Source organism: Vulcanococcus sp. DEBay_Sum22DG08_74, assembly GCF_017852955.1.
In the GTDB taxonomy this organism is placed as follows: Bacteria; Cyanobacteriota; Cyanobacteriia; order PCC-6307; family Cyanobiaceae; genus Vulcanococcus.
The window spans coordinates 19682-42574 of the sequence record NZ_JAFMKL010000003.1; the positions used below are offsets into that span (position 1 = coordinate 19682).

Consider the following 22893-nt stretch of genomic DNA (forward strand, 5'->3'; position numbering starts at 1 on the left):
CGATCACCGTCTCTGGCTCAACTGATCGAGGGTGGTGCGGTCCAGTCTGATCAGTCGGTGGGCATCCAGGCGGCCCAGTAGCTCCGCATCACCAGGTCCCACGCCAAGGTCCAGCAGTTCCCGATCAGACCCCAGGACCAAGACGGAATCAGCGGGTAGAGCCTGGGCCTCCAGCTGATCGATGGCGGAACGGGCGTCGTGAACGAAGAGCACCGGACGACCGCTGTAGAACACCACGCTGTAGCGCTTGTAGCCCGCCACCAGCAGCGGTTCACCCGGCGCAGCTGAGGCCGCGGCTTGACGGGCCAACACCCGGATCGGCAGCAGTCGCTCACGATCCATCAGGGGCGCCAAGACTGGAATCACCAAGGCCAAAACCGCCGCAAACCCAGCGGCATTGGGGAGCCAAAGCCAACGCAGGGCGTCGCTATACCGCGCACGAAGCAACCAAATCAACGCGCCGCAGGCACCTGCCAAGGGGAGTGCCAGCAGCCAGGGCAAGCCGGACTGGGCGATGGCATCCGCGAAACCGGGGTAGGCCGGATCCACCTCAATCAAGCGAGGGGCAAGGACGGCGGCCAAGGCCATCAGCCCAAGGAGAAAGGCATTGAACCAACCGCTGCCCCGCTGCAGACGATCCAGCCAAGGGGGATGGCCCGTGCCCGGGGAAAGGGGCGCAAACAAGAGGCCCACCAGAAGGACTGCACCCGGAACCGCCGGAAGGATGTAGCCGGGCAATTTGGTCGCCGCGGCGGAGAAGAAAGCCACCACCACCACAAGCCAAATCAAGCCGAATTGGGCGAGGGCCTCGCCCGCATCACTGCGATGCCAGCGCTGGGGAGCCCAGACCTGCAGCTTGAGGATTGCCGCCGGGAGATAGAGCGACCAGGGCAGTGCCAGTAGCAGCAACCAGGGCAAATAAAACCAAGGGGGACCTGGGTGGGCGTAGATCACCGAGGTGAAGCGCTCCAGGTTGCTGAAGCCGATGAAGCGCGCGAGGAAGGTGAACCCGTTGGCCTGGGTCGCTGCCACATACCAAGGCAGGGTCACACCCAAAAACAGGGACAGCAGCGCCAGCCATGGGGTCTGACGAACCTCCGGCCAGAGATCACGCCGCAGCAGCAGAAAACCAATGATCACCAGGCCGGGTAGGAGCAGGCCAACGGGACCTTTCGCCAGCACCGCAATCCCGCAGAAGAGCGCCAACGCCACGTGGCCCAAGCGCCTGAGGACCTGTTGATCCCTGCGCCAGTAGGCCAGGGCAAAGCCCAACAGGGCCAGGCTGATGCCACTGGCTAGAAACATGTCGGTGACAGAGGAGCGGCCCCAGCCCACCCAGCCAGGACTCAAGGCCAACAGCCCGCTGCAGAGGGTCGCGCGCCCCAGCCGTTGACTGACGGACTCCGTCGATGGCGCCAGGGCTAGCAGCAGACCAAAAACGGCAAAGACAACGGCGCTGGCGGCGAGGGCCGCAGGGAAGCGGGCTGCCCATTCACTGACACCGAACAGCTGGAAGCTGAGGCCCACCATCCAGTACCCCCAAACGGGGTAATCGAAAAAGGTTTCACCGTTCCAGCGGGGGGTGACCCAGTCACCGCTGAGCACCATCTGGCGGGGCACCTCAACGAACAACCCCTCGGTTTTATCCAAGAGGCCAAGGCTTCCCAACTGGTTAAAGAAAGCCAGAACACAGAGGCCCAACAGGGCAGCGATCGCCGTGATGAGCGCCCGGGAGGGATTGGCATCCAGCCAAGTTCTGAGCCTCTGCATCACTAGTTGGGGGTGTTCCAGACGAAACGGCTGCTGGCGGCGTAGTTCCAGACGAACACCACAATGATCCCGGCCAACTGGGCCCAGAAGACATTCGGTGCGATCAGGCTGTAGTAGGCCGAAGCCAGGCCCACATTGGCCATCACCGGTAGGGAGGCCACCAGCAGGAACTTGAACAGTCCGCGCAGCAGCAGGATGCCCTTCAAGCGAGCGAAACGGAAGGTCAGGGCGTTGTTGATCAGGTAGTTCGAGCTGGCTGCCGAGATCACACCGATCGGGAGCGCCTGCTCAAAGCCAAGACCCCAGAGAGCCATGAACAGCTGCGTGATCAGCAGCTGCACCGCAACGCCACTGAGACCGACCAAACCAAAACTGATGGCTCGCCTGGGCAGCAGGCGGAAGCTCAGGGTGTGGAGGATTGAGATCAGGAAATCCCAGAAGATGGCCAGATCCAGCTTGGAGCTGCCATAGGTGCGGGGCTGGAAGGTCAGGGGCACCTCGGCGGTGCTCAAGCGCCCACGACTCACCGCCAGCAGTTCGTAGAGGAACTTGAATCCGTTGACATCCACGCCACGGATCAAGGGCAGCAGCGGCTCTAGGCGCAGGGCAAAGAAGCCACTCATGTAGTCCGTGAGATGGGCATAGCGCTTGGGCAGGCTGAAGCGGGCACTGGCATTGGCCCACGTCGATCCGGTTTCCCGCCGATCGCTCAGCCCCAGGATCTGGGCCTCGGGATGGAAGCGGCTGCCGATGACCAGGTCCGCACCACCGGCTTCCAGGGTCTCGATCGCGCGGCGGACAGAGCCAGGCTCATGCTGGCCGTCACTGTCCATCACCAGGACAAAGTCCCCCGTGGCATCCAGCAGACCTTCTTTGATGGCGCTGGCCAAACCGGAGCGCCCGACCCGGCGGATCAGACGGAGCCGCGGTTCGTCATGGGCGAGCTGGCGGACCAGCTCAGCGGTCCCATCCGCCGAGTCGTCATCCACCACCAGGATTTCCAAATCCCACTGCTCACCCAGGGGAAGCAGCTGGGCCAGAAGCGGCTCGATGTTGCCCCGCTCGTTGTAGGTGGGCAGAACAATCGAGACCCGCAAGCCCATGGAATCCTCAAGACAAAGCCGGCGGGAAGACCCGCCGGCGCCTGAACCTTAAACCGCTTGGACCGCAGTCAAAGAGTTGGTTACTTGATGTACTCCTTGAGCACGCCATTGCGGTTGGGGTGCCGCAGTTTGCGCAGGGCCTTGGCCTCGATCTGGCGGATGCGCTCGCGGGTCACATCAAAGATCTGCCCGATCTCCTCGAGGGTCTTCATCCGACCATCGTCCAGGCCGTAGCGCAGGCGCAGCACATCGCGCTCACGGGGGCTCAGGGTCGCCAGAACACCCTCGAGATCTTCCCTCAGCAGGTTCTTGGCGACGTCCTGCTCAGGATTCTCGATATCAGCCTCAATGAAGTCACCCAGGCGGGAGTCTTCCTCCTTGCCAATCGGTGTCTCCAGCGAAATCGGCAGCTGAGCACTCTTGGCAATGAAGCGGAGCTTCTCGATGGTCATCTCCATCGATTCAGCAATCTCCTCTTCAGTGGGCTTGCGGCCGAACTCTTGAGAGAGGGTCTTGGTGGTCTTCTTGATCCGAGAAATGGTCTCGTACAGGTGGACCGGCAGACGGATCGTGCGGGACTGATCCGCAATCGCGCGGGTGATCGCCTGACGAATCCACCAGGTGGCGTAGGTCGAGAACTTGTAGCCCTTCTCGTGATCGAACTTCTCGGCGGCGCGAATCAGTCCGAGGGAGCCCTCCTGAATCAAGTCCTGGAAGCTCAGGCCCCGGTTCATGTACTTCTTGGCAATCGACACCACCAAACGGAGGTTCGACTGGACCATCTTTTCCTTGGCGCGGCGACCCAACATCAGGCGCCGGCGGAACTTGACCAGGGGCATCTCGACGAGAGCCGCCCACTCCTTGGTGTCGGGGTAGTGGCCGTTGTCTGCCTCGAACTGGTTCGCTAGCTCCTCGAGCTGCAGCAGGTCCGCAATTTTGCGGGCCAGCTCAATCTCCTCGTCAGGACGCAGCAGTCGAATCCGGCCGATCTCTTGGAGATAAACCCGGATGGAGTCTTCGGTGTAGACACCCTTCGGCCCGATCTTGATGCTCGCCAGGGCTTTGGCGGTTTTCGCTGCATCCTTCTCCGTGGCCTTGGCATCGGCAGCTGGAGCCTTGCCCGCCGCTGCCAGCAGCTGATCAGCCGCCTTGTCCAGGTCGGCGGCCGCGGCCTTCTTGCTGGTGGCTTTCGATGCCGCAGCCTTTGTGGAAGCAGCCTTGGTCGATGCAGGCTTTTTGCTACTGGCGGCCTTGGTGGAGGCCGCTTTCGTCGATGCAGCCTTCGTGGCCTTGGCCTTGGTTGGGCTGACCTTGTTCGCGGCCTCGGCGTCCTTCTTGGTCTTGCTGGCGGCCTTGGCCTTCGTCACCTTGACGGTCTCACCCGAAGAATTGGCCACGGCGAGGATTTCAGCAGCGGGCTTTTTGGCCGTCGCAGCTGCCTTCGTGGTCGTCTTGGTGGTCGCTGACTTCTTTGTCGCAGCAGCAGGACTCATCGCGTTCGGCTAGATGATGTTGAGGCGGTTGACACGTCAGACGCAGACCCGACCAAGCCAAGGGCGAGGTGCCAATCATCGATCGACCGGAGTCGGCGAAGGGCCGCATCGATCGGGCGACAGAGCCGGTCAAGGCTCAATGACCCATGGGAACGATGAATTGGTGGGGCGTCAACGAACCCAGCAGACTTGCCAAGGGACTTGGCGGCGTGCTGAGGGGAATAGAAAGGAATGGGAACGGGGCCAGAAGCCCAGCAAGGCTGTCAGGGGTGGTCGCAGATCGGGCGCGCAGCAGTGCTGGCTGTCCTCAAGATCTTCCCGCTGGACGGAACTTTGCCGGGTTCCGACTGCAGCCCTATGGACTGCTCAACAGACTCATCTTAAGAAACTCCCAAGAGCTTTGCAAGAGTGACCGGCCCCACCCCAGCAGATGGCCAGGGTTCCTGGGTCCAGGTCTGGCTTGAGGCGGGCCGTGAGGGGCAGGTGTTCACCTACAGCAACCCCAAGCAAGTCCCCTGCGCCAGAGGGGATCTGGTGCAAATTCGACTCCGGGGACGGCGCCACATCGGGCTGGTGCTGGAGCTGCTGGATGAACGGCCCGCGGCCTTAGCCGGCAAAGCCCTGCAACCGATCGAAACCGTCCATCAACAGGCCGCTGTTGAGCCCGACTGGCAAAGCCTGATTGAGACGGTTGCGCAACAGTGCCGAACCACCTCCTTCCGAACGCTCAAAGCGGTCCTACCCCCTGGCTGGCTTGGGCAGCGCCCGGCCGCAGCGGCTCAGCGGCCGCGGGAGCAGCTCTGGCTCGAGCTGATTCAGCCCCCCACGGAAACGGAGCGCAGCAGCTGGAGCGACGCCCAAAGCCGTCTGCTCCAGGTGCTGGAGGCCCACGGCGGCCAGTGCTGGCAAACCCAGGCCCTCGAGGCCGCTCAGGTCAGCCGCTCGGTCAGTGACACCCTGCAGCGCCGGGGAGTCCTTCGGCGAGAGCGGCGCCCCTTTCAGGCCGAGGAGGTGATGCGCCCAGGGGGCGACAGCAGCATCCCCAAGCAGCTCACTGAGGATCAAGCCCAAGCGCTAGCCGCCATTGAGGAAGCTCAACCAGGAAGCCAGCTCCTGCTCTGGGGGGTGACGGGGGCTGGCAAGACGGAGGTCTACCTCCAGGCCGCCGCACGCGAACTGCAGGCAGGACGGTCCGTGTTGCTGCTGACCCCTGAGATTGGACTCATTCCCCAGCTGCTGGATCGCAGCCGAGCCCGCTTTGGTGCGGCGGTGGCGGAATACCACTCGGGTTGCAGTGACGGCGCGCGCATTCGAACCTGGCGCCACTGCCTCGATAGCCCCTCTCCGCTGCTGGTGGTGGGCACCCGTTCGGCGATCTTCCTACCGCTCAAGCAGCTGGGCTTGGTGGTGCTCGATGAGGAGCACGATCGCTCCTACAAACAGGACAGCCCGATGCCCTGTTATCACGCCCGAGACGTGGCCCAACTGCGGGTTCAAGCCAGCGGGGCCAAGTTGATCCTCGGCAGTGCCACCCCAAGCCTGGAGACCTGGCGCGCCTGCCAAGGTCCCCAGCCGCAGTGCCAGCTGGTGCGACTCCCTAAGCGCATTGGCAGCAGTGTCCTGCCACCGGTCCTGGTGGTGGACATGCGGCAGGAACTGGCGGAGGGCCACCGGCGTCTGGTGAGTCGGCCGCTGATGGACCGGCTCCAGACCCTCAAAGAACGGGGGGAGCAGGCGGTCGTGCTGGTACCCAGGCGGGGCTACAGCAGTTTTTTGAGTTGCCGCAGCTGCGGCGAAGTGGTGCAGTGTCCCCACTGCGACGTGGCCCTCACGGTGCACCGGCAACGGGAGCGCTCCTGGCTGCGCTGCCACTGGTGCGACCACCGTGCAGAGGTGGAGCGCCGCTGCGGCCATTGCGGCTCCACGGCCTTCAAGCCCTTTGGGGCCGGAACGCAACAGGTGCTGGAGCACCTATCGGGCGAACTGGAGGAGCTGCGGCTGCTGCGCTTCGACAGGGACACCACCCGCGGGCGCGATGGCCATCGGCAACTCCTTGAGCGGTTTGCCCGCGGGGAAGCCGATGTCTTGATCGGAACCCAGATGCTCGCCAAGGGGATGGATCTGCCGCGGGTGACCCTGGCTGCCGTGCTGGCCGCCGATGGGCTCCTGCATCGACCCGATCTGCGGGCCGCAGAGGAAAGCCTGCAGCTGCTGCTGCAATTGGCCGGCCGGGCGGGGAGAGGGGACCGTCCTGGGGAGGTCCTAGTGCAGACCTACAGCCCCGAACATCCCGTGATTCGCCATCTGGTGGATGGCCGCTATGAAGCCTTTTTGAAGGAGGAACTCCAACAACGGCAGGCCGCATCCCTGGTTCCCTTTAGCCGGGCCTGCCTGTTGCGCCTCGCGGGACCATCCGCCAGTCGAACCGCGACGGCCGCCTCCAGCCTGGCGGAACACCTGCGTGCGGCGCTGATGCAGCAGGGGTGGCTGCTGATCGGACCAGCTCCAGCGCCGGTGGCCAGGGTGGCGGGGAACAGCCGCTGGCAGCTCCTGCTGCACGGACCAGCCGGCTCTGAGCTTCCACTGCCCATGGAGACAGAGCTGCGGGCCCTGCTCCCCCATGACGTCAGTCTGGCGATCGACCCAGATCCGCTGGAGCTCTAGGCCGGCAGCTGGGGCAAGCCAAAACCAGCGGCAATGCGCAGCCGCTGAAGCAGTGCCACCAGCAGCAGGAGCAGGCTGATGGCCAGGGTGCCCAGGCCAAGCTTGCTCCAGCGCCAGCAGGAGAGCTGGAGCGTATTCACCGCCCCGGGCTCAAGGCGCCAACGGACAACCTCAGGCTCGCCCTTGCCCCGACGCATGGCGCGGGCGGGGATGGGCCCAGAGGACTGAATCGCACGCAGCGGAAGTGGTTCGAGGGCAACGCTCAACTGCAATCCAGGCAGGGGCTGGAGCGTCTCCAGATCCAGCTGGATGGCCAGCCGCTGACGCACGCCGATCAACCAGTTGCGCTCCTGGAAGTCCAGTTCAGGTGCGGGTAGATCCAGGTTGGCCAATGCAGCACCCTGCTCAAGACTGTCCTGCAGCAGCCTCAAAGCCTGAGCAGCAGGCAGCACCGGCGAGACCAGCGTCAGGCGGCCATGGTCTTGGTCCACGCGCAGGGAGCGGCCGCGCAGCCCTTGCCGCCACTGGCTCTGCCAAGGAAGGGGCTGATCCGTCTGGGATTGACTGCGCTGCTCAAACTGCAGGCGTCCAGGGCCGGGGAAGCGCAGCTGGGTCTCGAGGTCGACGCAACCACCGAGCAGAGCCGTCAGCAGCAACAGAACGATCGCCACGACAGCGAAACCCAAGGGAGCCTGGGTGGGTCCAGTGGGCGGTGGTGGTGGCTCTGGGGGTCCGCGGCGGCGGCGGCGTTGACGGGCCATCGCCTTGAGCTCGCCCTCCAGGGGCTTCATCTCCCCCAGGCTCGGAAGGGTCATCGACCACTCCCTGGGCCTCACCAAGGCCGGCGCGTCAAGGATCTCCTGGAGGTCCTTGGCCTGGGCGCGCAGGGTGGTGTCGCGGCAGGCCCGAAGGCTGCGGCAGGTCGCCGCCGCGGCCTTGTGATCCCCACGCCCCAACTGGGCCGTGGCCAGCAGAAGCCGGACCTCTCCCCCCGCCCGGGTCATCGCACCGTGGGCTTGCAGCAGCGGCTCCAGCAAGCGTTCACAGGTGCCGTAGTCGCCCCTCTCCAGGGCTGATCGTGCCGGGAGAAGCGTCGCTGGATCAAACGCCTCCGCGGGCTGGGCAGCGTTGGACTCCTCCACCGGCACCTAGAGGTTGGATCGGCCGGTCACCATCGTGCCGATGCCCGCGTCGGTGAACACCTCCAGCAAGAGCGCATGGGGTGTTCGGCCATCGACGATGTGGGCGGCGGCGACCCCCTGGGCCAAGGCGCGAATGCAGCATTCGGTTTTCGGCGTCATCCCGCCGGCCACGACACCGCTGCTGATCAGCTCGCGGGCGCCGGAGAGACTCACGGAGCGAATCAACGAACTGGGGTCTTCCCGGTCCCGCAGGATCCCCGGGGTATCGGTCAGGAGAATCAATTTCTCCGCTTCCAGGGCTGCAGCCAACTCCCCAGCGACCGTGTCGGCATTGATGTTGTGGGCTTGGCCCTCGGCGTCGGCTGCCACCGAGGAGATGACGGGGATGTAGCCGGCATCCAGCAAGGGGAAGAGAACAGACGGGTCCACCGCAGCCACATCCCCCACCAGGCCATTGGTCCCATCGCCATAGGTGCGAGCCCGCACCAGCGGGCCATCGCTACCGGAGAGGCCCACGGCCCTGGCGCCCAGACGATTCAAGCCGTTGACGATCTGCTTGTTGACCCGGCCCACCAGGACCATCTCCACCACATCCATGGTGTCCGGGCAGGTCACCCGCAGGCCATTGCGGAATTGGGGCTCGATGTTCAGGCGCCCCAACCACTCATTGATCTCGGGCCCGCCGCCGTGCACGACCACCGGCTTCACGCCGACCGAAGCAAGCAGCACCAAGTCGCGATAGACCGCATCGCGCAGGTCTTCGCGAACCATGGCCGCACCGCCGTATTTCACGACGACGCGGCGGCCGGAAAAACGTTGGATGTAGGGGAGGGCTTCACTCAGCACCGACACCCGCAGGGCGTCAGTGCGATCAGCAGGACGTTCGCTCAAGGGAGGGACTTGTCTCGAGAAGAGGGGCCTAGATGTGCTCAGGTTTAGCCAGCAGCAGGCAACAACTCAAGGAGCACCTCACCTTTGGAGGGCTCACTGAGCTCTGCCCGCAGGCCGCGATCGAAGAATCGGCCCAGTCGGTCCTGTTTCTCCTGCCAACGCTCGAAGGGAACCGCTTCACAGCGAAACCGCATCGCAACGGCATAGCGACCGTCGACGGCGCGCTCAAGCACGCTGATCAACTGAGGGGGCTCATCCTCATCCCAGAGCTTGAGGGCCTCCAGGGAGCTCTCGAGGTGAGCCTTCTGGCCATAGCGCCAACGGGTGACGTCTTTCACCAGCTTGCGGAGGGTCTTACTGGCGGCCTGCTCACGCAGGGCAACCGCATCTGGCTCTGCCTCCAGGAGCTCTGCAGGGGGCAGTTCGGAGGACTTGAGAGCCAACCCACCCAAGAGGATCGGGATGCCGTAAAAAATCGTCGGCAGGCTGAGGTTCGGATTGGAGGTGGCGTAGCCAATCCAGCCAATGACCGAGAGGGCCGCACCAGCCAAGGTGACTAGGCTGCCGGGGGAAGCGATTGCGAGCATGCAGGCATCTTCGGTCAACGGGGGGCAGGAGCCCAACCCCGCGCAGGATGCCCCCAGCACAGCGGAGCTGGTTGAACAGCTGCAACGGGACCGGCTCTGGTTGTTGCAGCAGCTGGACCAGGGACGTTGGCCAGAACTGCGCTTAGACCTGGCCGCCCTGGAGCGTGAACTGGGTCAGCTGCTGGAGCAGGCCCAAGAACGACTCAGCCCCAGCAGCTAAGCGATCAGAACGGAATCTCGTCCTCGCCCTCGGGAAGGTCAGGAACCAGGGGTGCGGTGTTCCAGGTGGGAGGCTGCTGCTGTGCGGGGGCGGCACTGCGGACAGGGGCAGGAGCCGAAGCCGGTGCAGCAGCCGGTGCAGCAGCGGCGGGACGAGGGGCGGCACTGCCACCGCCACTGCTACCGAGGGGATGCAGGCGGGAGAGCGTGAATTCAGCGCGCTTTTCCTTGGTCCCGTCCTGGCGGCTCACGGTGTTCATCCGCAGACGACCCTCGACCATCAGCCGCTGGCCAACCTGCACACGGTTCTGCAGGTCCTGAGCAAGACTTCCCCAGCCGACAACCTTGAGCTGACCCGCCGGATCATCAGGACGCAGCCCATCGAACTGAACGGCCATCTCCGCCACTGGAGTTTGGTTGTCCTGGGTGTATCGAACCTGAGGCGCCTCCAGCACCTCCACCTCCAGCAAGCAATGGTTCACAGGACCGGTCAATGGCACGGGGCCACATCCTGATGCAAGGCCTGGAATTTCACCAGGGGGATTCCTCGACCTCGGCCCCTGCCGAGACGATCTGGTTGGTCTCAGGCACCGGGGATGGTCCGCCCCTGGCCCAGGCCTTGCTGCAGCAGGGCTGGAACGTCCTGGTCAGCGTGGTCAGCGCCTCCGCCACACGGGCCTATCGGTCCCACCCCAATCTGCGCTTTCAGGTGGGGAAGCTCCAGGAGGATGAGGCCGTTGATCAACTGCTGAGGACGCTCAGACCCCGCTGGGTGCTCGATGCCTCCCATCCCTTCGCCGCAGTGATCAGCGGCAGGCTGCAACGGCGCTGCCAGGCCATGAACCAACCCCTGCTGCGACTGCAACGGGAGACCCCTCGCCTGCCTGAAGGAACCCGGATCCATGGGATCCAACAGTTCGAGGATCTGCGTTCCATCGCGCTGGGGGGAGAGCGACTGCTCCTGGCCATTGGCTCGAGACACCTCCAAGCGGCCCTGCGCCAGAGCTCCGCTTCGCAGCACTTCGCGCGAATCCTCGACAACCCGGAGAGCCTGCGTCTTGCCCTAGCGGCAGGCTTTGAACCGCAACAGCTGGCCTGCGTACGGCCCGGGGCTTTGCCCGAGGGCGCCATCGAACGCGCCCTCTGCCGGCGCTGGGGGATCAGCGCCGTGCTCTGCAGGCAATCCGGGGGACTCACCCAGCAGATCTGGCAGAACCTCAGCCAGGAGCTGGGCCTGCAGTTGATCCAGATCCGCCCCCCCGCAGAACAGCTGCCAGTAGGCCTGACACCGGAAGGAATCCTGCGTCAAGTTGGGGCAGCGCAAGCGCGGTCATGAGCCCATCGTTGATCCTGGCCCTCACCACCGAGGCCAACCCAGAGACCGCCGAGGCCCTCGCCCGCGTTCTTCTGGAGAGGCGTCTGGCGGCCTGCGTCGCCCTGCGACCGCAACGGGCCCTCTACTGGTGGCAGGGACAGATCGAGGACAGCGCGGAGGTCGAGCTGCTGATCAAAACCACTCGAGAGCAGCAGCAGGCCCTGGAGGCCGCCGTCCATGAGCACCACAGCTACGAGACACCCGAATGGATCGTCTGGAGTGCAGAAGCAAGCCCTGGCTATGGAGCCTGGGCTGAAGCGGCCTGCCGCCCTAGTTGAGGTGCGTCTGGGCGAGGGCCTTCAGATCGACCTGGGAGCGGGGACCCAGCTGGGTCACCACCTGACCAGCGCAGAGCGAGGCGAGCTGACCACAGCGCTCCAGCGATTCGCCCTGGGTATAGGCATGCAGGAAACCACCGGCATAGAGGTCACCGGCGCCCGTGGTGTCCACGAGCGGGCCCAGGTTGAAGGGCTTAATGGCGATCGATGAATTGCCGCTGAGAATCACAGAACCCTGCTCGCTGCGGGTCAAGGCGGCGATGCGGCAGCGGCCGCGGACAGCCTGGGCGGCCTCATCAAAGCTATTGGCCTTGTAGAGGGAGGTGATCTCCATCTCATTGGCAAAGAGAATGTCGACATGGCCGTCGACCAGCTCAAGGAAGCTGTCGCGATGCCGTTCCACGCAGAACGCATCGGAGAGGCTCAGCGCCACTTCGGCACCGTTCTCTTTCGCCACCTTGGCGGCCGCAAGAAAAGCAGCCTTGGCGTCGTCGCTATCCCAGAGATAGCCCTCGAGGTAGAGCACCTTCGCCTGGGCCACCATCTCGAGATTCAGATCGCTGGGATCGAGGCCAACCGAGGCACCCAAGTAGGTGCACATGGTGCGCTGCGCATCCGGTGACACCAGGATCAAGCAGCGTGCGGTCGAGGCCCCGGCCGTTGCTGCGGGGGTCTCATAACGGGTCCCCACAGCACGGATGTCATGGGCAAAGATCGTGCCCAATTGGTCATCCCGCACCCGACCAATAAAGCCAGCACGCCCGCCAAGCTGGGCAATGCCAGCCAGGGTGTTAGCCGCGGATCCCCCAGAGGTTTCCAAGCCAGGGCCGAGCTTGGAGTAGAGCGACTCGGCTTGGTCCTGATCAATCAGGGCCATCGTGCCTTTGGTCAGGCCAAAGCCCTCGATGACGGCATCGTCGGCCTGAACAAGCACGTCAACGATCGCGTTGCCGATCCCGACAACATCCAAGGTCTTCACTTCAGGCATGGGAATCAGCGGCTCAGCAGGGCCCGCTTGGGACCGTGAATGGGGTCTTCGACCACGATGGTTTGGTCGCGATCAGCACCCAAGGAAACGATCGCAATCGGCACTTCCATGAGCTCAGCAAGGAAGCGGAGATAGCTCATGGCCGTCGGGGGAAGATCCTCAAGGCGGCGGCAATCAGCCGTGGAGGTCTGCCAACCCGGCAGGGTCTCAAAGATGGGCTGACAGCGGGCGAAATCCTCAGCGGAGCCGGGGAAGTGCTCGATGCGCTGGCCATCGAGTTCATAGGCCACACAGACCTGGATCTCGTCGAGTTCATCGAGAACATCGAGCTTGGTGATGGCCAGGCAATCGAGACCGTTGACCTCAACGGCATAGCGGCCGATCACCCCGTCAAACCAACCGCAGCGGCGGCGACGTCCGGTGGTGGTTCCGAATTCACCACCTCGATCGCAGAGGTGGTCATTCAGGCTGCCCTCCAATTCCGTAGGGAAGGGACCTTCACCGACGCGGGTGGTGTAGGCCTTGGCCACACCGATCACGCGGTCAATCAGGGTCGGACCGACGCCAGCACCAATGCAGGCACCACCACTGACTGGATTCGATGAGGTGACGTAGGGGTAGGTGCCGTGATCGAGATCCAGCAGGGTGCCCTGGGCACCCTCAAACAGGATGTTCTTTTTGGCCTTGGCCGCCTGGTGAATGGTGCGGGTGCAATCGACGACGTGGGGAGCCAAGCGCTGGCCGTAGGCCACGTACTCAGCAACGACGGCGTCGAAATCCAGGGGCTCGATGCCGTAGATCTTTTGCAGGATCTCGTTCTTCTCCGCCAGCGGACCGGCCAAACGTTCCCGAAGGCGCGATTCATCCAGGATGTCGATCACCCGGATCCCGTTGCGCTGGGACTTATCGGCGTAGGTCGGGCCAATGCCACGGCCGGTGGTGCCAATGCGCTGATCCCCGCGGCGCTGCTCCATCGCCTGATCCAACAGGCGGTGGTAGGGCATCGTCACGTGGGCCGTCGCGGCCAAACGCAGGTCGTCGACCGGGATGCCGTTCTCAGCGAGCATGTCCAGCTCACCGATCATGACCTTGGGGTCCACAACGGTGCCGGAGCCGATCAGGCAGACGGTTCCTGGGTAAAGAATGCCGGAGGGAATCAGGTGCAGCTTCAGCACCTTGTCGTCCACAACAATCGTGTGGCCGGCATTCACACCGCCCTGATAACGGACGACCACATCGGCCGAACGACTCAGGAGATCGGTGATCTTGCCCTTCCCCTCGTCACCCCATTGAGCACCGATGACGACAACGTTGGCCAAGGACACAGCGGCCCGCAGCCGCTTCTAAGCACAAGGATCAAGGATCTCAGATGGGGTGACCCTCCGTCAAAACAATCACGGAATTGTTTGGATTAAAAAAGCGGCCCGGTTGGGCCGCTTTGGGTTCAAACAACGAAGGCGGAGACGATCAGGCGCCGCGCACGACACCGGTCTCAGCTTTTTTGAGTTCCTTATTCAGGCGCTCCTTCAGGGCATCGGGGACGGGGCGATTTGGGTAGTTCGCGTAGTGGCCCGCCAGGGAGTTCAGGGCCGTCTGCATCGTGGTGAAGGAGGCCAAGCCGTTGAATTTGGCCTGGGGGCGGTAGCGGGCCATGTAGTCATTGATCAGGGCCCGTGCCGAGGTCTCCGCCTCACTGCGGCCAGGATCATCAGCCGCAATGGCAATGGTGGCCATCAGCTGATCCGCGACGACAACCGTGTCCTCCGCGTAGTTACCGGTCAGGGGACCCGAGCTGCCAGAGCAAGCCGTCACCAGCAGGGTCAGGCCCAGGCAGACAGCCAGCAGGGCTGCTTTGATTCGACGCCAACCAGCTGCCATCGGACTCGGGATCAACTTGAGCGGGATCCTAGGGGGCCTCGGCGGCCAGAAGTCCTTGACGCTCCAGCAGGAGCTGGGGCAGCAAGGTGGCTTCCAGCTGGTCAGCCGCGAGGTCCTGTTTGGCACCTGTGGAGCGCTGAACCAACTCCACCTGGCCCTCAGCCGCGCCGCGACCGACCACGACCCGCCAGGGAATTCCGAGCAGCTCTGAGTCCTTGAACTTGACGCCAGCCCGTTCAGAGCGGTCGTCGAGCAGCACATCAACGCCGGCCGCCTGCAACTGGTCGTAGAGACGTTCCGCCAAGTCCACCTGCTCCGTTTCTTTGACGTTGGCGATCACGACAATCACCTCATAGGGAGCGATTGCGGTGGGCCAACAGATTCCGTTGGCGTCGTGGTGTTGCTCGACGGCGGCCTGGGCCAGCCTCGATACACCGATGCCGTAGCAGCCCATCCACAGGGGCTCCTCCTGGCCGGACTCATTGGTAAAGGTGGCGTCCAGGGCCGTGGAGTACTTCCTGCCGAGCTGGAAGATGTGCCCAACCTCGATTCCACGGCTGGCTTCGAGGGTTTGGCTGGGGTCATGGACGCAGCGATCCCCGGGCTGCGCGGAGCGCAGATCGCCTGAATCAGGAGCACCCCCGAGCGCAGCCCAGCTCACGCCCAGCCGATGGGCATCACGCTCATTCGCGCCGCAAATGAAGACCTCCAAGGCCGTGGCGGTGCCATCGGCAAAGCGCTCAAAGCGGGTGGCCCAAGACTTGGCACCGGAGAGCACCACGTCGCTCAAATCCGGCCCGATGTAGCCAAAGGGAATCCCCGTCAGGCCTTGCTTGGCCGCCTCATCGGGCTGCAGTGCTTGCAGGTCCAAAAGGGTGCCGTGCTTAGCCGAGAGCCGGTGACTGACGGCATTGCTCAACTTGACCTCATTGAGCTGCTGGTCGCCCCGCAGGGAGACGAGCAACGGCTGCTGCAGACCGTCTTCAAAGCGAGCCAGCAATAGGAGCACCTTGACCACCTGCGTGGGGTGCCAACCCTGGGCCTGGCTCAGGGCCTCAATGGTGCTTTGACCAGGGGTCTCGATCCGCTCCACAGCCGAGCCGGGCGGAAGCGGCTGGGGCTCGGGTGGTAGGGAAACCGCCCGCTCTTGGTTCGCCGCGTAGCGGCCATCGCCGGCGGCCAAGATCAAATCCTCACCGGATTCAGCCGTGACCATGAATTCCTGGCTGGCCGAACCGCCGATGGCACCACTGTCGGCCTCGACGGCGACGGCCCGCAGGCCACAACGCTGAAAGATCCTGCGGTAGGCCTGGTCCATCAGGCCGTAGGTCTGCTTCAGGCAGTCCTCGTTGGCGTGGAACGAATAGGCGTCCTTCATGATGAATTCGCGCCCACGCATCAGACCGAAGCGGGGACGAATCTCATCGCGAAACTTGGTCTGCACCTGATACAGGTTGACCGGGAGTTGCCGGTAGGAACGCAACAGATCAGCGGCGAGTGCCGTGATGACCTCCTCGTGGGTCGGGCCGAGACCGAGCTCGCGACCTTGACGGTCCTCAAGGTGAAACATGATCCCCTCGCCGTCGGTGTACCCGGCCCAGCGCCCGCTGCGCTGCCAGAGCTCAGACGGCTGGAGCTGGGGCAGGAGCGTCTCCAGGGCACCCGCCGCGTTGAGTTCCTCGCGGACAACGGCTGAGACCTTCTGAAGGACGCGCCAGAGGAGGGGGAGATAGGCGTAGATGCCGCTGCCAATCCTGCGGATATAGCCGGCTCGCAGCAGCAGCTTGTGGGAGGCAATCTCAGCCTCGGCGGGGTCATCCCGCAGCGTCACCAGCATCAGGCGGGAGACGCGCATGGGATCCGAGCAAGGAAAGAGGCCGGAAGCTATCACCTGCTCGAGCAGCCCTGGAGCCAGCATTTGCAGCCCCACGAACCGTTCCGTCCCACCCGCTTAAAAAAGCGCCACAAGTGAAGCGGAAATCAAGACGAAATTTCAGTTGCAGAGAGGAAAGCCTGCTAGTTTCCGCTGGATTCCAACCCGTCGCACGCACGTCTCATGAACCCCCATTCGTTCACTTCAGGAATGGGGCAAGGGATGGCCAGTGCAGCCGCTGCGATTGAAGCCAGTGCAGAAGGCGCAGCCAATAGCTCCGAACAATCCGAGAACCTGATTGGCATCGACGAAGTTCAGCGTTCGTTGAACCGCTCACGGGCCTCGGTCTACCGCTACACCAACACCGATCCGCGCAACCTCAACCCGCCTTTCAATCCCCGCAAACTCAACCCCGAGTACCGCAGCGATCAGAAAGAACCCTTGATGTTCCACCCCAATGAGGTGGCTCGCTTCGCCCGGGACGTCCTGCGCATCAAGGAAGTGACCGTTGAGGTACTGAACTCCCCTTCAACGGCAACCCAGCAACTCCTGGGTTCGATCCTCGAAGAACTGCGCACGATTCGAGAGCTTCTGGACTCCAGCAATCTCAGCCCCACCACCCTCGATAGCCGGCGGGATCAGCACGAGCAAGAACGCCCCGCGGCATAGACGCTGCACCTGACAGTCCCATCGCCGGATGTCAGGATGCACATATCTAATCTGTACTGAGGGTTTTCATTAACCCCGTCGATGGACTCAGACCCCCCTCCCCGAACCAGCGGATCCGCTCCTGCGGCTCAGGCTCCGGCCACCACGCAAGCCGCAAGCAGCAGATCCACCCCCGTGTTGAGCGAATCGAGCGAGGAACCCTTTAGTTCCAGCCCGATTTACGACTCCGCCGCTCCCCTTCTGGGCTTTGTCGTTGCCGTCTGCACCATGGTGATTCCCATCGCCAGCGTGCTGGGCAGTCGATCGGGTCCCGCTCAGGTAGCGGCTCCCCCCTCTGGCGTGATCGAGCAACCCAGCCATGGATTTGCGCAGTCTGCAGGCCTCCCCGCGGCCAGGGCTAGTGAACCTGGTGGTGGAGATTCCAGCTGGAAGCCGCAATAAATACGAGTTCAACCAAGAGGCTGGAGTGATGGCCCTCGATCGGGTGCTGCACTCCTCCGTGCGCTATCCCTTCGACTACGGCTTTATCCCCAACACCCTCGCAGAGGACGGCGCTCCTCTGGACGCGATGGTGATCATGCACGAACCCACCTTTGCCGGATGCCTGATCCAGGCCCGTCCCATCGGCATCCTCGACATGCTCGACGAGGGGGCCCATGACGGCAAGCTCCTCTGCGTTCCTGCGGCCGATCCCAACCAACGGGGCATCAACAGCATTCGACAGATCGCTCCGGTGCAGCTGGAAGAGGTGGCCGAATTCTTCCGGACCTACAAGAGCATGGAGGGCCGGGTCGTCGACATCCTGGGGTGGCTCGATGCGGACGCCGTCCCTGCGCTGATCGAAGCCTGCAGCGCCGCAGCGCAACAGCCTTAACCCCGCTTCTGCAGCAAAAAGCCTTCAAAACCCAGGGCCTGAAACACCCGGGCCGGATCACCAAAACCAGCGGCGTTGACCAGGCTGGTGAGACGGGCCAGACCGATGGGATGCAAACCCTCCGAGGCCAACTGATCGCGGGTGAGATCGAGGCCACTGGCGCGCTGGAAGCGATCCCAGGCCGCATCGAGCTGGGGCTCCAACGACGTCAGGGAGCTGCGCATCAAGTCAACCAAGACCAGCTGAGCCCCGGGCTGCAGGCACTGGGCTAGGGCGCTCAGATAGGCCAGTTTGCTGCCGTCATCAGGAAGGGACTGAAGCACCAGCACCGAAAGGGCGCCGGCGTAGCCACCGGCTTCGGCGTCAGCGGCGACAAACCCCTCGACCGTGTCTTGATGCCAACGAATGGGAACCCCTTCACCCAGGCGATCGCGCGAGGCCTGGAGCATCTCGTCGCTGGGATCCAAGGCCGTCAGCCGCCAATCCGGACGCTGCGCAACCGCTTCCAGAAGCTCCGCGCCGGTGCCGCAGCCCGCCACCAGGACGGATGATCCCTCGATCTGAGCCTGGGGTGAACTGCTGAGCAGGGCCACGGCCAGGCGAGCCAGACTGCCGTAGCCGGGAATGACTTGGCTCTGGAGACGGTCGTAACCCGCTGGATGCACCGTTTCGGCCAAAGAAAGGCCAATGCTAAGCAGCCCAATGCGACACGGCAGGACGCTGCATTTGGTGTCAGCCGCAGCAAACAACGTCAAAGAACGTCTGCGGCCAGGTAGGTTTGTCGGCGCCGAAGATCCCCGCCCGACCGTGCCCACCATCCGTTTTGAACAGGAAGGCCAGCAGGTCGGATGCATTGAAGGGGCCAACCTTCGCAAGGCTGCCGTGGATGCAGGCGTCAATCCCTACGGCGGTCTGAACAACCTCAATAACTGTGGTGGTGTCGGCCAGTGCGGCACCTGCGTCGTCGAGGTGGTTGAGGGCATGCAGAACCTCTCCCCCCGTAGCGACGTCGAGCAGGTCTACCTGGCTGACCGTCCCGCTAACTACCGCCTGAGCTGCCGCACCAGCGTCAACGGTGATGTGACCGTTCGCACCCGCCCCCAAGGCGGCACCGGCAGCGGCTCCAACAGCCTCGTGGGCGCCATCAAGAGCCTGCTGGGCAAGTGAGCAGCAGCCGTCTTCGGCTCTTCAGTTATCCCAAGTGCGGCACCTGCCGCAAAGCCCTGCAATGGCTTGACCAGCAGGGCTTTTCTGTTGGGAATGGGAATCTCGAGCTGATCGATATCACCCTCGATCCCCCGGGCCTGGACGACCTGCGCCTGGCCTTCAACAGCCTGGGGCGCAAGCGGCTGTTCAACACCAGTGGCCAGAGCTATCGCGCCCTTGGTGCCGCGGCCGTCGCTGCACTCAGCGATGACGAGGCCCTTGCTGCCTTGGCTGCTGACGGGAAGCTGATCAAGCGTCCCTTCGCGATCACTGAAGCCGGCACGGCCCTGGTGGGATTCAAGCCTGAGGAGTGGCAGGCGGCTCTGGGCTAAGCGGCACAGGCGCTGTCAGTTCATCGAGTTCCTCCATCAAGGCGCCGATGCCGGCGCGGTTGACCTGGGCCAAGTAGTTCAACTTCACCTGCTGGAGCAAGCCGCAGAGCAGCTCCTGACTGCGCTCCAGGGTGTCCCCCCGCTCCAGAGCCGCCGCCAACTCCTCCCAGAAGCGATCACCGAAGCGCTGCAGCAGTTCTGCCTGCCGGTCATCGCTCTGTGCCAAGCGATCCGCTGTTGTCCGGGAGAGCTCAACGACGGTCTCCACCATGCTGGCGGTGAGCTGACGGGCCAGGGCAGAGGGAACCACCGCCCCCCCAGGCACCTCCCGCAGACTTTGCTCGAGGGCATGGCTGAGCAGGGACTGCAGCTCTGGGGTCAGCCTGGGGGTGACCTGGCCGAGCACCATCGGTCCCCACAACTGCAGCAAACCCAGGAGGGGCTGCTCGAGCTGGGGGGGTAGCGCGCTGACACTCTGGTGGCTGCGCAGGCTCCGAATCATGCGCGGCCACTGGGGAGATCGAATCAGCGATTGGGTGCCATCCACCAATTGCAGAGCCAAAACCTCAAAGAGCTCCAACGCCAAGAGTGAGACGACACCGCGACTAATCACGGCCCGCAGCGGCTCGACATTGATCATTCCCGTCTGACTCAAGCGCTCCACCACCGGCGCCAGGCGCATCCAGCGCCAAAAGGGCAGCAACAGCGGCAGATCGATCCAACGCCGCAGCAGGGCATCCCGCCAACTCAGGCCTGGGAAGCGCCGCCGCAAACGCAGCATCCGCAGCAGGATGTCGAAGGCAAAGACGCTTTGAAAGAGCAGAAGGTCGTAGCGCCAGAAGTGATCGCTGGGGCGGCCGTTCTCATCAATCGAGCGCCAATAGCTCGTGGCCACCAGCGGGAGGATCTGCTGCTGCCAGAAGCGCCGCTCCTCCTCCCAGGAGTGTTGCTGTAGCCAGCCGTCCGAGAGCAGGCGCTGGGCGGACTGCTTGGCGGAGTCCAAGCCAGCGCGCTGACGCAAACGGTTCTTGATTTTTTCGAGGGTGCCGCTGTTGCCTGAGGCGGCAAAGGGGTTCTCGTTGATCATCGCCTCGGTCAGTGCCACCTGTTGACGGCGCAGCTGAAGCGAATTGCTCAATGGAGCGGGTTTGAGCAGGGCCCCATCCAGTTGGTCGAACTGCTGCAGATAGCCCTGGGTCTCCCGATGGGGCTCAATGCCCTTCACCGGGTCGTAGAGCGGGGTGATGTTGGGCAGAACCGTCAGCGGAACCACCAGCGGCACCTGGGGAATCGGGGTCAGATTCCGTTGCAACCAGAAGGTGCGGAAGGGGACATAGGTGATGTCAAAGACCACCCAGACCAAATTGACCGTGGCCCAAAGGGCAATGGTCCGATCCCAGATCAACCAGCTGCGCGCCGCGCCGGTTCGCTGAACGGACAACCAACGCGGACGAACCATCGATCAAGCGAGGGGACGGACCTAATCTTCCCTAGCCGAACCCCCAGCTGGCAGCCCCGTCCTTGTCCTCGCACGATCCAACACAAGCCGCCAGCAGCAACAGCGGAGGTTCAGACCCCGAACGCAACCCTCAACAGCCCCCCCAGGAGAGTCCCTGGGTGTTCTGGAGGGGGGTGCTGATCACCCTCGGAGTGGCCCTGGGCGTGCGCCATTACGTCCTGGAGGCCCGCTACATCCCCTCGGGTTCGATGCTGCCTGGACTACAGCTGCAGGACCGGCTGCTGGTGGAGAAACTCTCCCTGCGCAGCCGCTCACCCAAACGAGGGGAGATCGTGGTCTTCCATGCACCCCACCACTTCGATCCCGTTCTGAGCGCTGATCGCAAGGTCGGACCCTTCAGTTGCGTCCTGGCCCAGCTGCCCATTCTGAACAGCATTCCAGGGGTCGCCGATCCGGCCTGTGATGCCTACATCAAACGCGTCGTCGCCGTCTCCGGTGATCGGGTCGTCGTCAACCCGCGAGGGCAGGTCAACATCAACGGCACCTGGCTCAAGGAGCCCTACGTGCAGAACTACTGCCCCGTCGATGCCCTGGGCATGGGGCAATGCCGGACCCTGAATGCCGTTGTCCCTCCGGGCCATGTCCTGGTGCTGGGGGACAACCGGGCGAACAGCTGGGATGGTCGTTTCTGGCCCGGTGGCGCCTTCCTTCCTGAGCAGGAAATCATTGGACGGGCCTTCTGGCGCTTCTGGCCCCTCCCCACATCCGGTGCGTTAGCGAGCAGCGATCCGCTTAAGGACTCCGGCGCCAAAGCTGGGGGTTAAGCCCCGTCGCCAGCACCTGCCCCTTGAGGGTTGCCTTCGCCAGGGGCTGGTTGGCAGCCAGCGGAGCGTAGGAATCCTGCTGGGCCGACCAGACCTGCTGGGGGTCAAAGAGCAACCAGCGATCCGTGCCCAGAGCCAGCTGGGGAGGAGCGAGACCAAGCAGTGAGGCGGGGCCAAAACAGAGCACCTGCCAGAGCTCCTCGGCACTCCAGCCATCCGTCTGCACCAGCTCCTGCCAGAGGGCCGGCAGAACGAAGCGATGGCCGGCGACACCAGGGCGGCGCTGATCCACCGGAAGCAACTGCTCTTCAGGATCCAGCGCTTGATGGTGAACCGCCACGGCGCTGATCAGCCCCTGGCGCAGCCCATGCTTCAGCCGCTGGCGATCCAGGGCGGATCCCAGGGGCGGCTCCACACGCCACCCCTCCGCGATCGGATCCAAGCTGGCGGAGTCCACCAGCAGATGCCACCAACAGACCGTGGCGGGCGGGCGCTGGTCTGGGGCGACGGCCTCAAGCAGGTTCACCGCCTCGGCGGTGGAGAGATTCATCAGCTGCAGGCGGCGCGAGGGATAGCGCTCGGCCAGCGCCAACAGGCTGCGCAGGGGCAGGCTTTCACTGGTGGAGGGATCCATGGGCCATCCCGCCCGCAGGGCCGCGACCCCCTCTCGGACAAACCCCTCTTGAGCCAGGCGGCGATCACGGGGCGAGAGGAGGACGGGAGCGTTGTCCATTTCCGCCAGGCTGAGGCCACGCTCAAGCAGCGGCAGAGAGGGGAGTTGGGCGCCATCCGCCAGCCCCAGGGCTCCACTGGCCAATTGATCGCCGTGGGGGGCCAGCTCCTGGCCATCCCCCGCCAGGCTGAAGCTGCCCCAGCGCAGAAGCTCGAAGCCCCCTGAGGACACCGGACCCAGTGCCTGAAGCCGCTCAGGGGAGTCGCGCCACTGGCAGGAGTCCGGCAGAACAGCGACGGTGCCATAGCCCGCCGCAATCGCGGAACGCTCCAGGGAGACCCTGGTTTCAGCCACCCCATTCTGGGGATCGTCCAGGCAGGAATGGGGATCGACCAGGGCAGGGGCCAACAGGAGCCCCGAGGCCTCCATCTCTGGGGTGCTTTGATCCAGGCAACCCTCACCCCAGGAGACGATCCGGCCCTGCTCCAGACGCACGTCGGTGCGGCGAAGCGCCTGGCCTGGTCCCTCCAACAGCTGAACCTGGCGCAGCACCAGGGCTTGGGGGAGAGACATGGACATGGTCAACGCGGGGGAC

The 22893-nt window shown here is 64.1% G+C and carries 23 protein-coding genes; 9 read left to right on the top strand and 14 right to left on the bottom strand.

Annotation, left to right across the window (positions count from 1 at the left end; all coding sequences use genetic code 11):
- Window positions 1-3: 3 nt before the first annotated feature.
- The 3 genes from QZ184_RS00945 to rpoD all read right to left on the bottom strand — a co-directional run bounded on the left by QZ184_RS00945 (window position 4) and on the right by rpoD (window position 4366).
- Window positions 4-1770 (bottom strand): glycosyltransferase family 39 protein, encoded by a 1767-nt coding sequence (locus QZ184_RS00945; protein WP_296417730.1) that lies wholly within the window; start codon window positions 1768-1770, stop codon window positions 4-6.
- Window positions 1771-1772: 2 nt separating this feature from the next.
- Window positions 1773-2873 (bottom strand): glycosyltransferase family 2 protein, encoded by a 1101-nt coding sequence (locus tag QZ184_RS00950; protein WP_247477954.1) that lies wholly within the window; start codon window positions 2871-2873, stop codon window positions 1773-1775.
- Window positions 2874-2953: 80 nt separating this feature from the next.
- On the bottom strand, window positions 2954-4366 hold the full coding sequence (rpoD, locus tag QZ184_RS00955) for an RNA polymerase sigma factor RpoD (protein ID WP_296415931.1): 1413 nt from the start codon (window positions 4364-4366) through the stop codon (window positions 2954-2956).
- A gap of 408 nt (window positions 4367-4774) precedes the next feature.
- Here rpoD and priA point away from each other — a divergent pair, with 408 nt between their 5' ends.
- Entirely contained in the window at window positions 4775-7030 is a 2256-nt protein-coding gene (priA, locus tag QZ184_RS00960) for a primosomal protein N' (protein WP_296417732.1), read from the top strand.
- Here the strand turns inward: priA and QZ184_RS00965 are convergent.
- From QZ184_RS00965 to QZ184_RS00975, 3 genes are read right to left on the bottom strand one after another with little or no spacing between them, the layout of a single operon-like run.
- Window positions 7027-8172 (bottom strand): DUF3153 domain-containing protein, encoded by a 1146-nt coding sequence (locus tag QZ184_RS00965; protein ID WP_296417734.1) that lies wholly within the window; start codon window positions 8170-8172, stop codon window positions 7027-7029. The two genes, priA and QZ184_RS00965, sit on opposite strands and share 4 nt — an antisense overlap.
- A gap of 6 nt (window positions 8173-8178) precedes the next feature.
- Window positions 8179-9063, bottom strand: coding sequence for an acetylglutamate kinase (argB, locus tag QZ184_RS00970; RefSeq protein ID WP_296417737.1), 885 nt, complete (start codon window positions 9061-9063; stop codon window positions 8179-8181).
- Between the two features lie 44 nt (window positions 9064-9107).
- Window positions 9108-9650 carry a DUF2854 domain-containing protein gene (locus QZ184_RS00975; protein ID WP_296415925.1) on the bottom strand — a complete coding sequence of 181 codons (543 nt, stop codon included), beginning with the start codon at window positions 9648-9650 and terminating at the stop codon, window positions 9108-9110.
- On the opposite strand from QZ184_RS00975, the gene QZ184_RS00980 reads away from it, so the two are divergent.
- Window positions 9649-9870 (top strand): hypothetical protein, encoded by a 222-nt coding sequence (locus QZ184_RS00980; protein ID WP_247477948.1) that lies wholly within the window; start codon window positions 9649-9651, stop codon window positions 9868-9870. The two genes, QZ184_RS00975 and QZ184_RS00980, sit on opposite strands and share 2 nt — an antisense overlap.
- 4 nt (window positions 9871-9874) lie before the next feature.
- Here the strand turns inward: QZ184_RS00980 and QZ184_RS00985 are convergent, their stop codons facing one another.
- Window positions 9875-10351, bottom strand: a complete 477-nt coding sequence (locus QZ184_RS00985; protein WP_296415924.1) for a single-stranded DNA-binding protein — start codon at window positions 10349-10351, stop codon at window positions 9875-9877.
- Between the two features lie 11 nt (window positions 10352-10362).
- Here QZ184_RS00985 and QZ184_RS00990 point away from each other — a divergent pair, with 11 nt between their 5' ends.
- Together QZ184_RS00990 and cutA are read left to right on the top strand one after the other, a co-directional pair.
- Complete coding sequence (locus QZ184_RS00990; RefSeq protein ID WP_296415922.1) at window positions 10363-11205, top strand: precorrin-6A/cobalt-precorrin-6A reductase; 843 nt, start codon at window positions 10363-10365, stop codon at window positions 11203-11205.
- Window positions 11202-11522: a divalent-cation tolerance protein CutA gene (gene cutA / locus QZ184_RS00995; RefSeq protein WP_296417739.1), complete on the top strand. Its 321-nt coding sequence runs from the start codon at window positions 11202-11204 to the stop codon at window positions 11520-11522. The genes QZ184_RS00990 and cutA overlap by 4 nt, the downstream gene beginning before the upstream one ends.
- Here cutA and QZ184_RS01000 read toward each other — a convergent pair.
- The 4 genes from QZ184_RS01000 to QZ184_RS01015 form a co-directional block, all read right to left on the bottom strand.
- Window positions 11515-12510, bottom strand: coding sequence for an adenosine kinase (locus QZ184_RS01000; RefSeq protein ID WP_296417742.1), 996 nt, complete (start codon window positions 12508-12510; stop codon window positions 11515-11517). The genes cutA and QZ184_RS01000 overlap by 8 nt on opposite strands.
- Window positions 12511-12515: 5 nt before the next feature.
- Complete coding sequence (locus QZ184_RS01005; RefSeq protein WP_010316677.1) at window positions 12516-13829, bottom strand: adenylosuccinate synthase; 1314 nt, start codon at window positions 13827-13829, stop codon at window positions 12516-12518.
- A gap of 148 nt (window positions 13830-13977) precedes the next feature.
- Complete coding sequence (gene psb27 / locus QZ184_RS01010) at window positions 13978-14388, bottom strand: photosystem II protein Psb27 (protein ID WP_010316676.1); 411 nt, start codon at window positions 14386-14388, stop codon at window positions 13978-13980.
- A 28-nt stretch (window positions 14389-14416) separates the two neighbouring features.
- Window positions 14417-16243 carry a proline--tRNA ligase gene (locus tag QZ184_RS01015; protein ID WP_296417744.1) on the bottom strand — a complete coding sequence of 609 codons (1827 nt, stop codon included), beginning with the start codon at window positions 16241-16243 and terminating at the stop codon, window positions 14417-14419.
- Window positions 16244-16483: 240 nt separating this feature from the next.
- Here QZ184_RS01015 and QZ184_RS01020 point away from each other — a divergent pair, with 240 nt between their 5' ends.
- On the top strand, window positions 16484-16930 hold the full coding sequence (locus QZ184_RS01020; RefSeq protein WP_010316672.1) for a hypothetical protein: 447 nt from the start codon (window positions 16484-16486) through the stop codon (window positions 16928-16930).
- A gap of 358 nt (window positions 16931-17288) precedes the next feature.
- Window positions 17289-17804: an inorganic diphosphatase gene (locus QZ184_RS01025; protein WP_247477932.1), complete on the top strand. Its 516-nt coding sequence runs from the start codon at window positions 17289-17291 to the stop codon at window positions 17802-17804.
- On the opposite strand, the gene QZ184_RS01030 is transcribed toward QZ184_RS01025, so the two are convergent.
- Entirely contained in the window at window positions 17801-18469 is a 669-nt protein-coding gene (locus tag QZ184_RS01030) for a class I SAM-dependent methyltransferase (protein ID WP_232197283.1), read from the bottom strand. The two genes, QZ184_RS01025 and QZ184_RS01030, sit on opposite strands and share 4 nt — an antisense overlap.
- A gap of 142 nt (window positions 18470-18611) precedes the next feature.
- On the opposite strand from QZ184_RS01030, the gene QZ184_RS01035 reads away from it, so the two are divergent.
- On the top strand, window positions 18612-18971 hold the full coding sequence (locus QZ184_RS01035) for a 2Fe-2S iron-sulfur cluster-binding protein (RefSeq protein WP_247479943.1): 360 nt from the start codon (window positions 18612-18614) through the stop codon (window positions 18969-18971).
- Window positions 18968-19342, top strand: coding sequence for a Spx/MgsR family RNA polymerase-binding regulatory protein (locus QZ184_RS01040; protein WP_296417746.1), 375 nt, complete (start codon window positions 18968-18970; stop codon window positions 19340-19342). The genes QZ184_RS01035 and QZ184_RS01040 overlap by 4 nt, the downstream gene beginning before the upstream one ends.
- On the opposite strand, the gene QZ184_RS01045 is transcribed toward QZ184_RS01040, so the two are convergent.
- Window positions 19308-20801 carry a hypothetical protein gene (locus QZ184_RS01045; protein ID WP_296417748.1) on the bottom strand — a complete coding sequence of 498 codons (1494 nt, stop codon included), beginning with the start codon at window positions 20799-20801 and terminating at the stop codon, window positions 19308-19310. The two genes, QZ184_RS01040 and QZ184_RS01045, sit on opposite strands and share 35 nt — an antisense overlap.
- A gap of 62 nt (window positions 20802-20863) precedes the next feature.
- Here QZ184_RS01045 and lepB point away from each other — a divergent pair, with 62 nt between their 5' ends.
- Entirely contained in the window at window positions 20864-21625 is a 762-nt protein-coding gene (gene lepB / locus QZ184_RS01050) for a signal peptidase I (RefSeq protein ID WP_296415914.1), read from the top strand.
- Here the strand turns inward: lepB and QZ184_RS01055 are convergent.
- The gene (locus tag QZ184_RS01055; protein WP_363159405.1) at window positions 21594-22877 is read right to left on the bottom strand and encodes a dihydroorotase; all 1284 of its coding nucleotides are present in this window, start codon (window positions 22875-22877) and stop codon (window positions 21594-21596) included. The genes lepB and QZ184_RS01055 overlap by 32 nt on opposite strands.
- Window positions 22878-22893 lie beyond the last annotated feature (16 nt).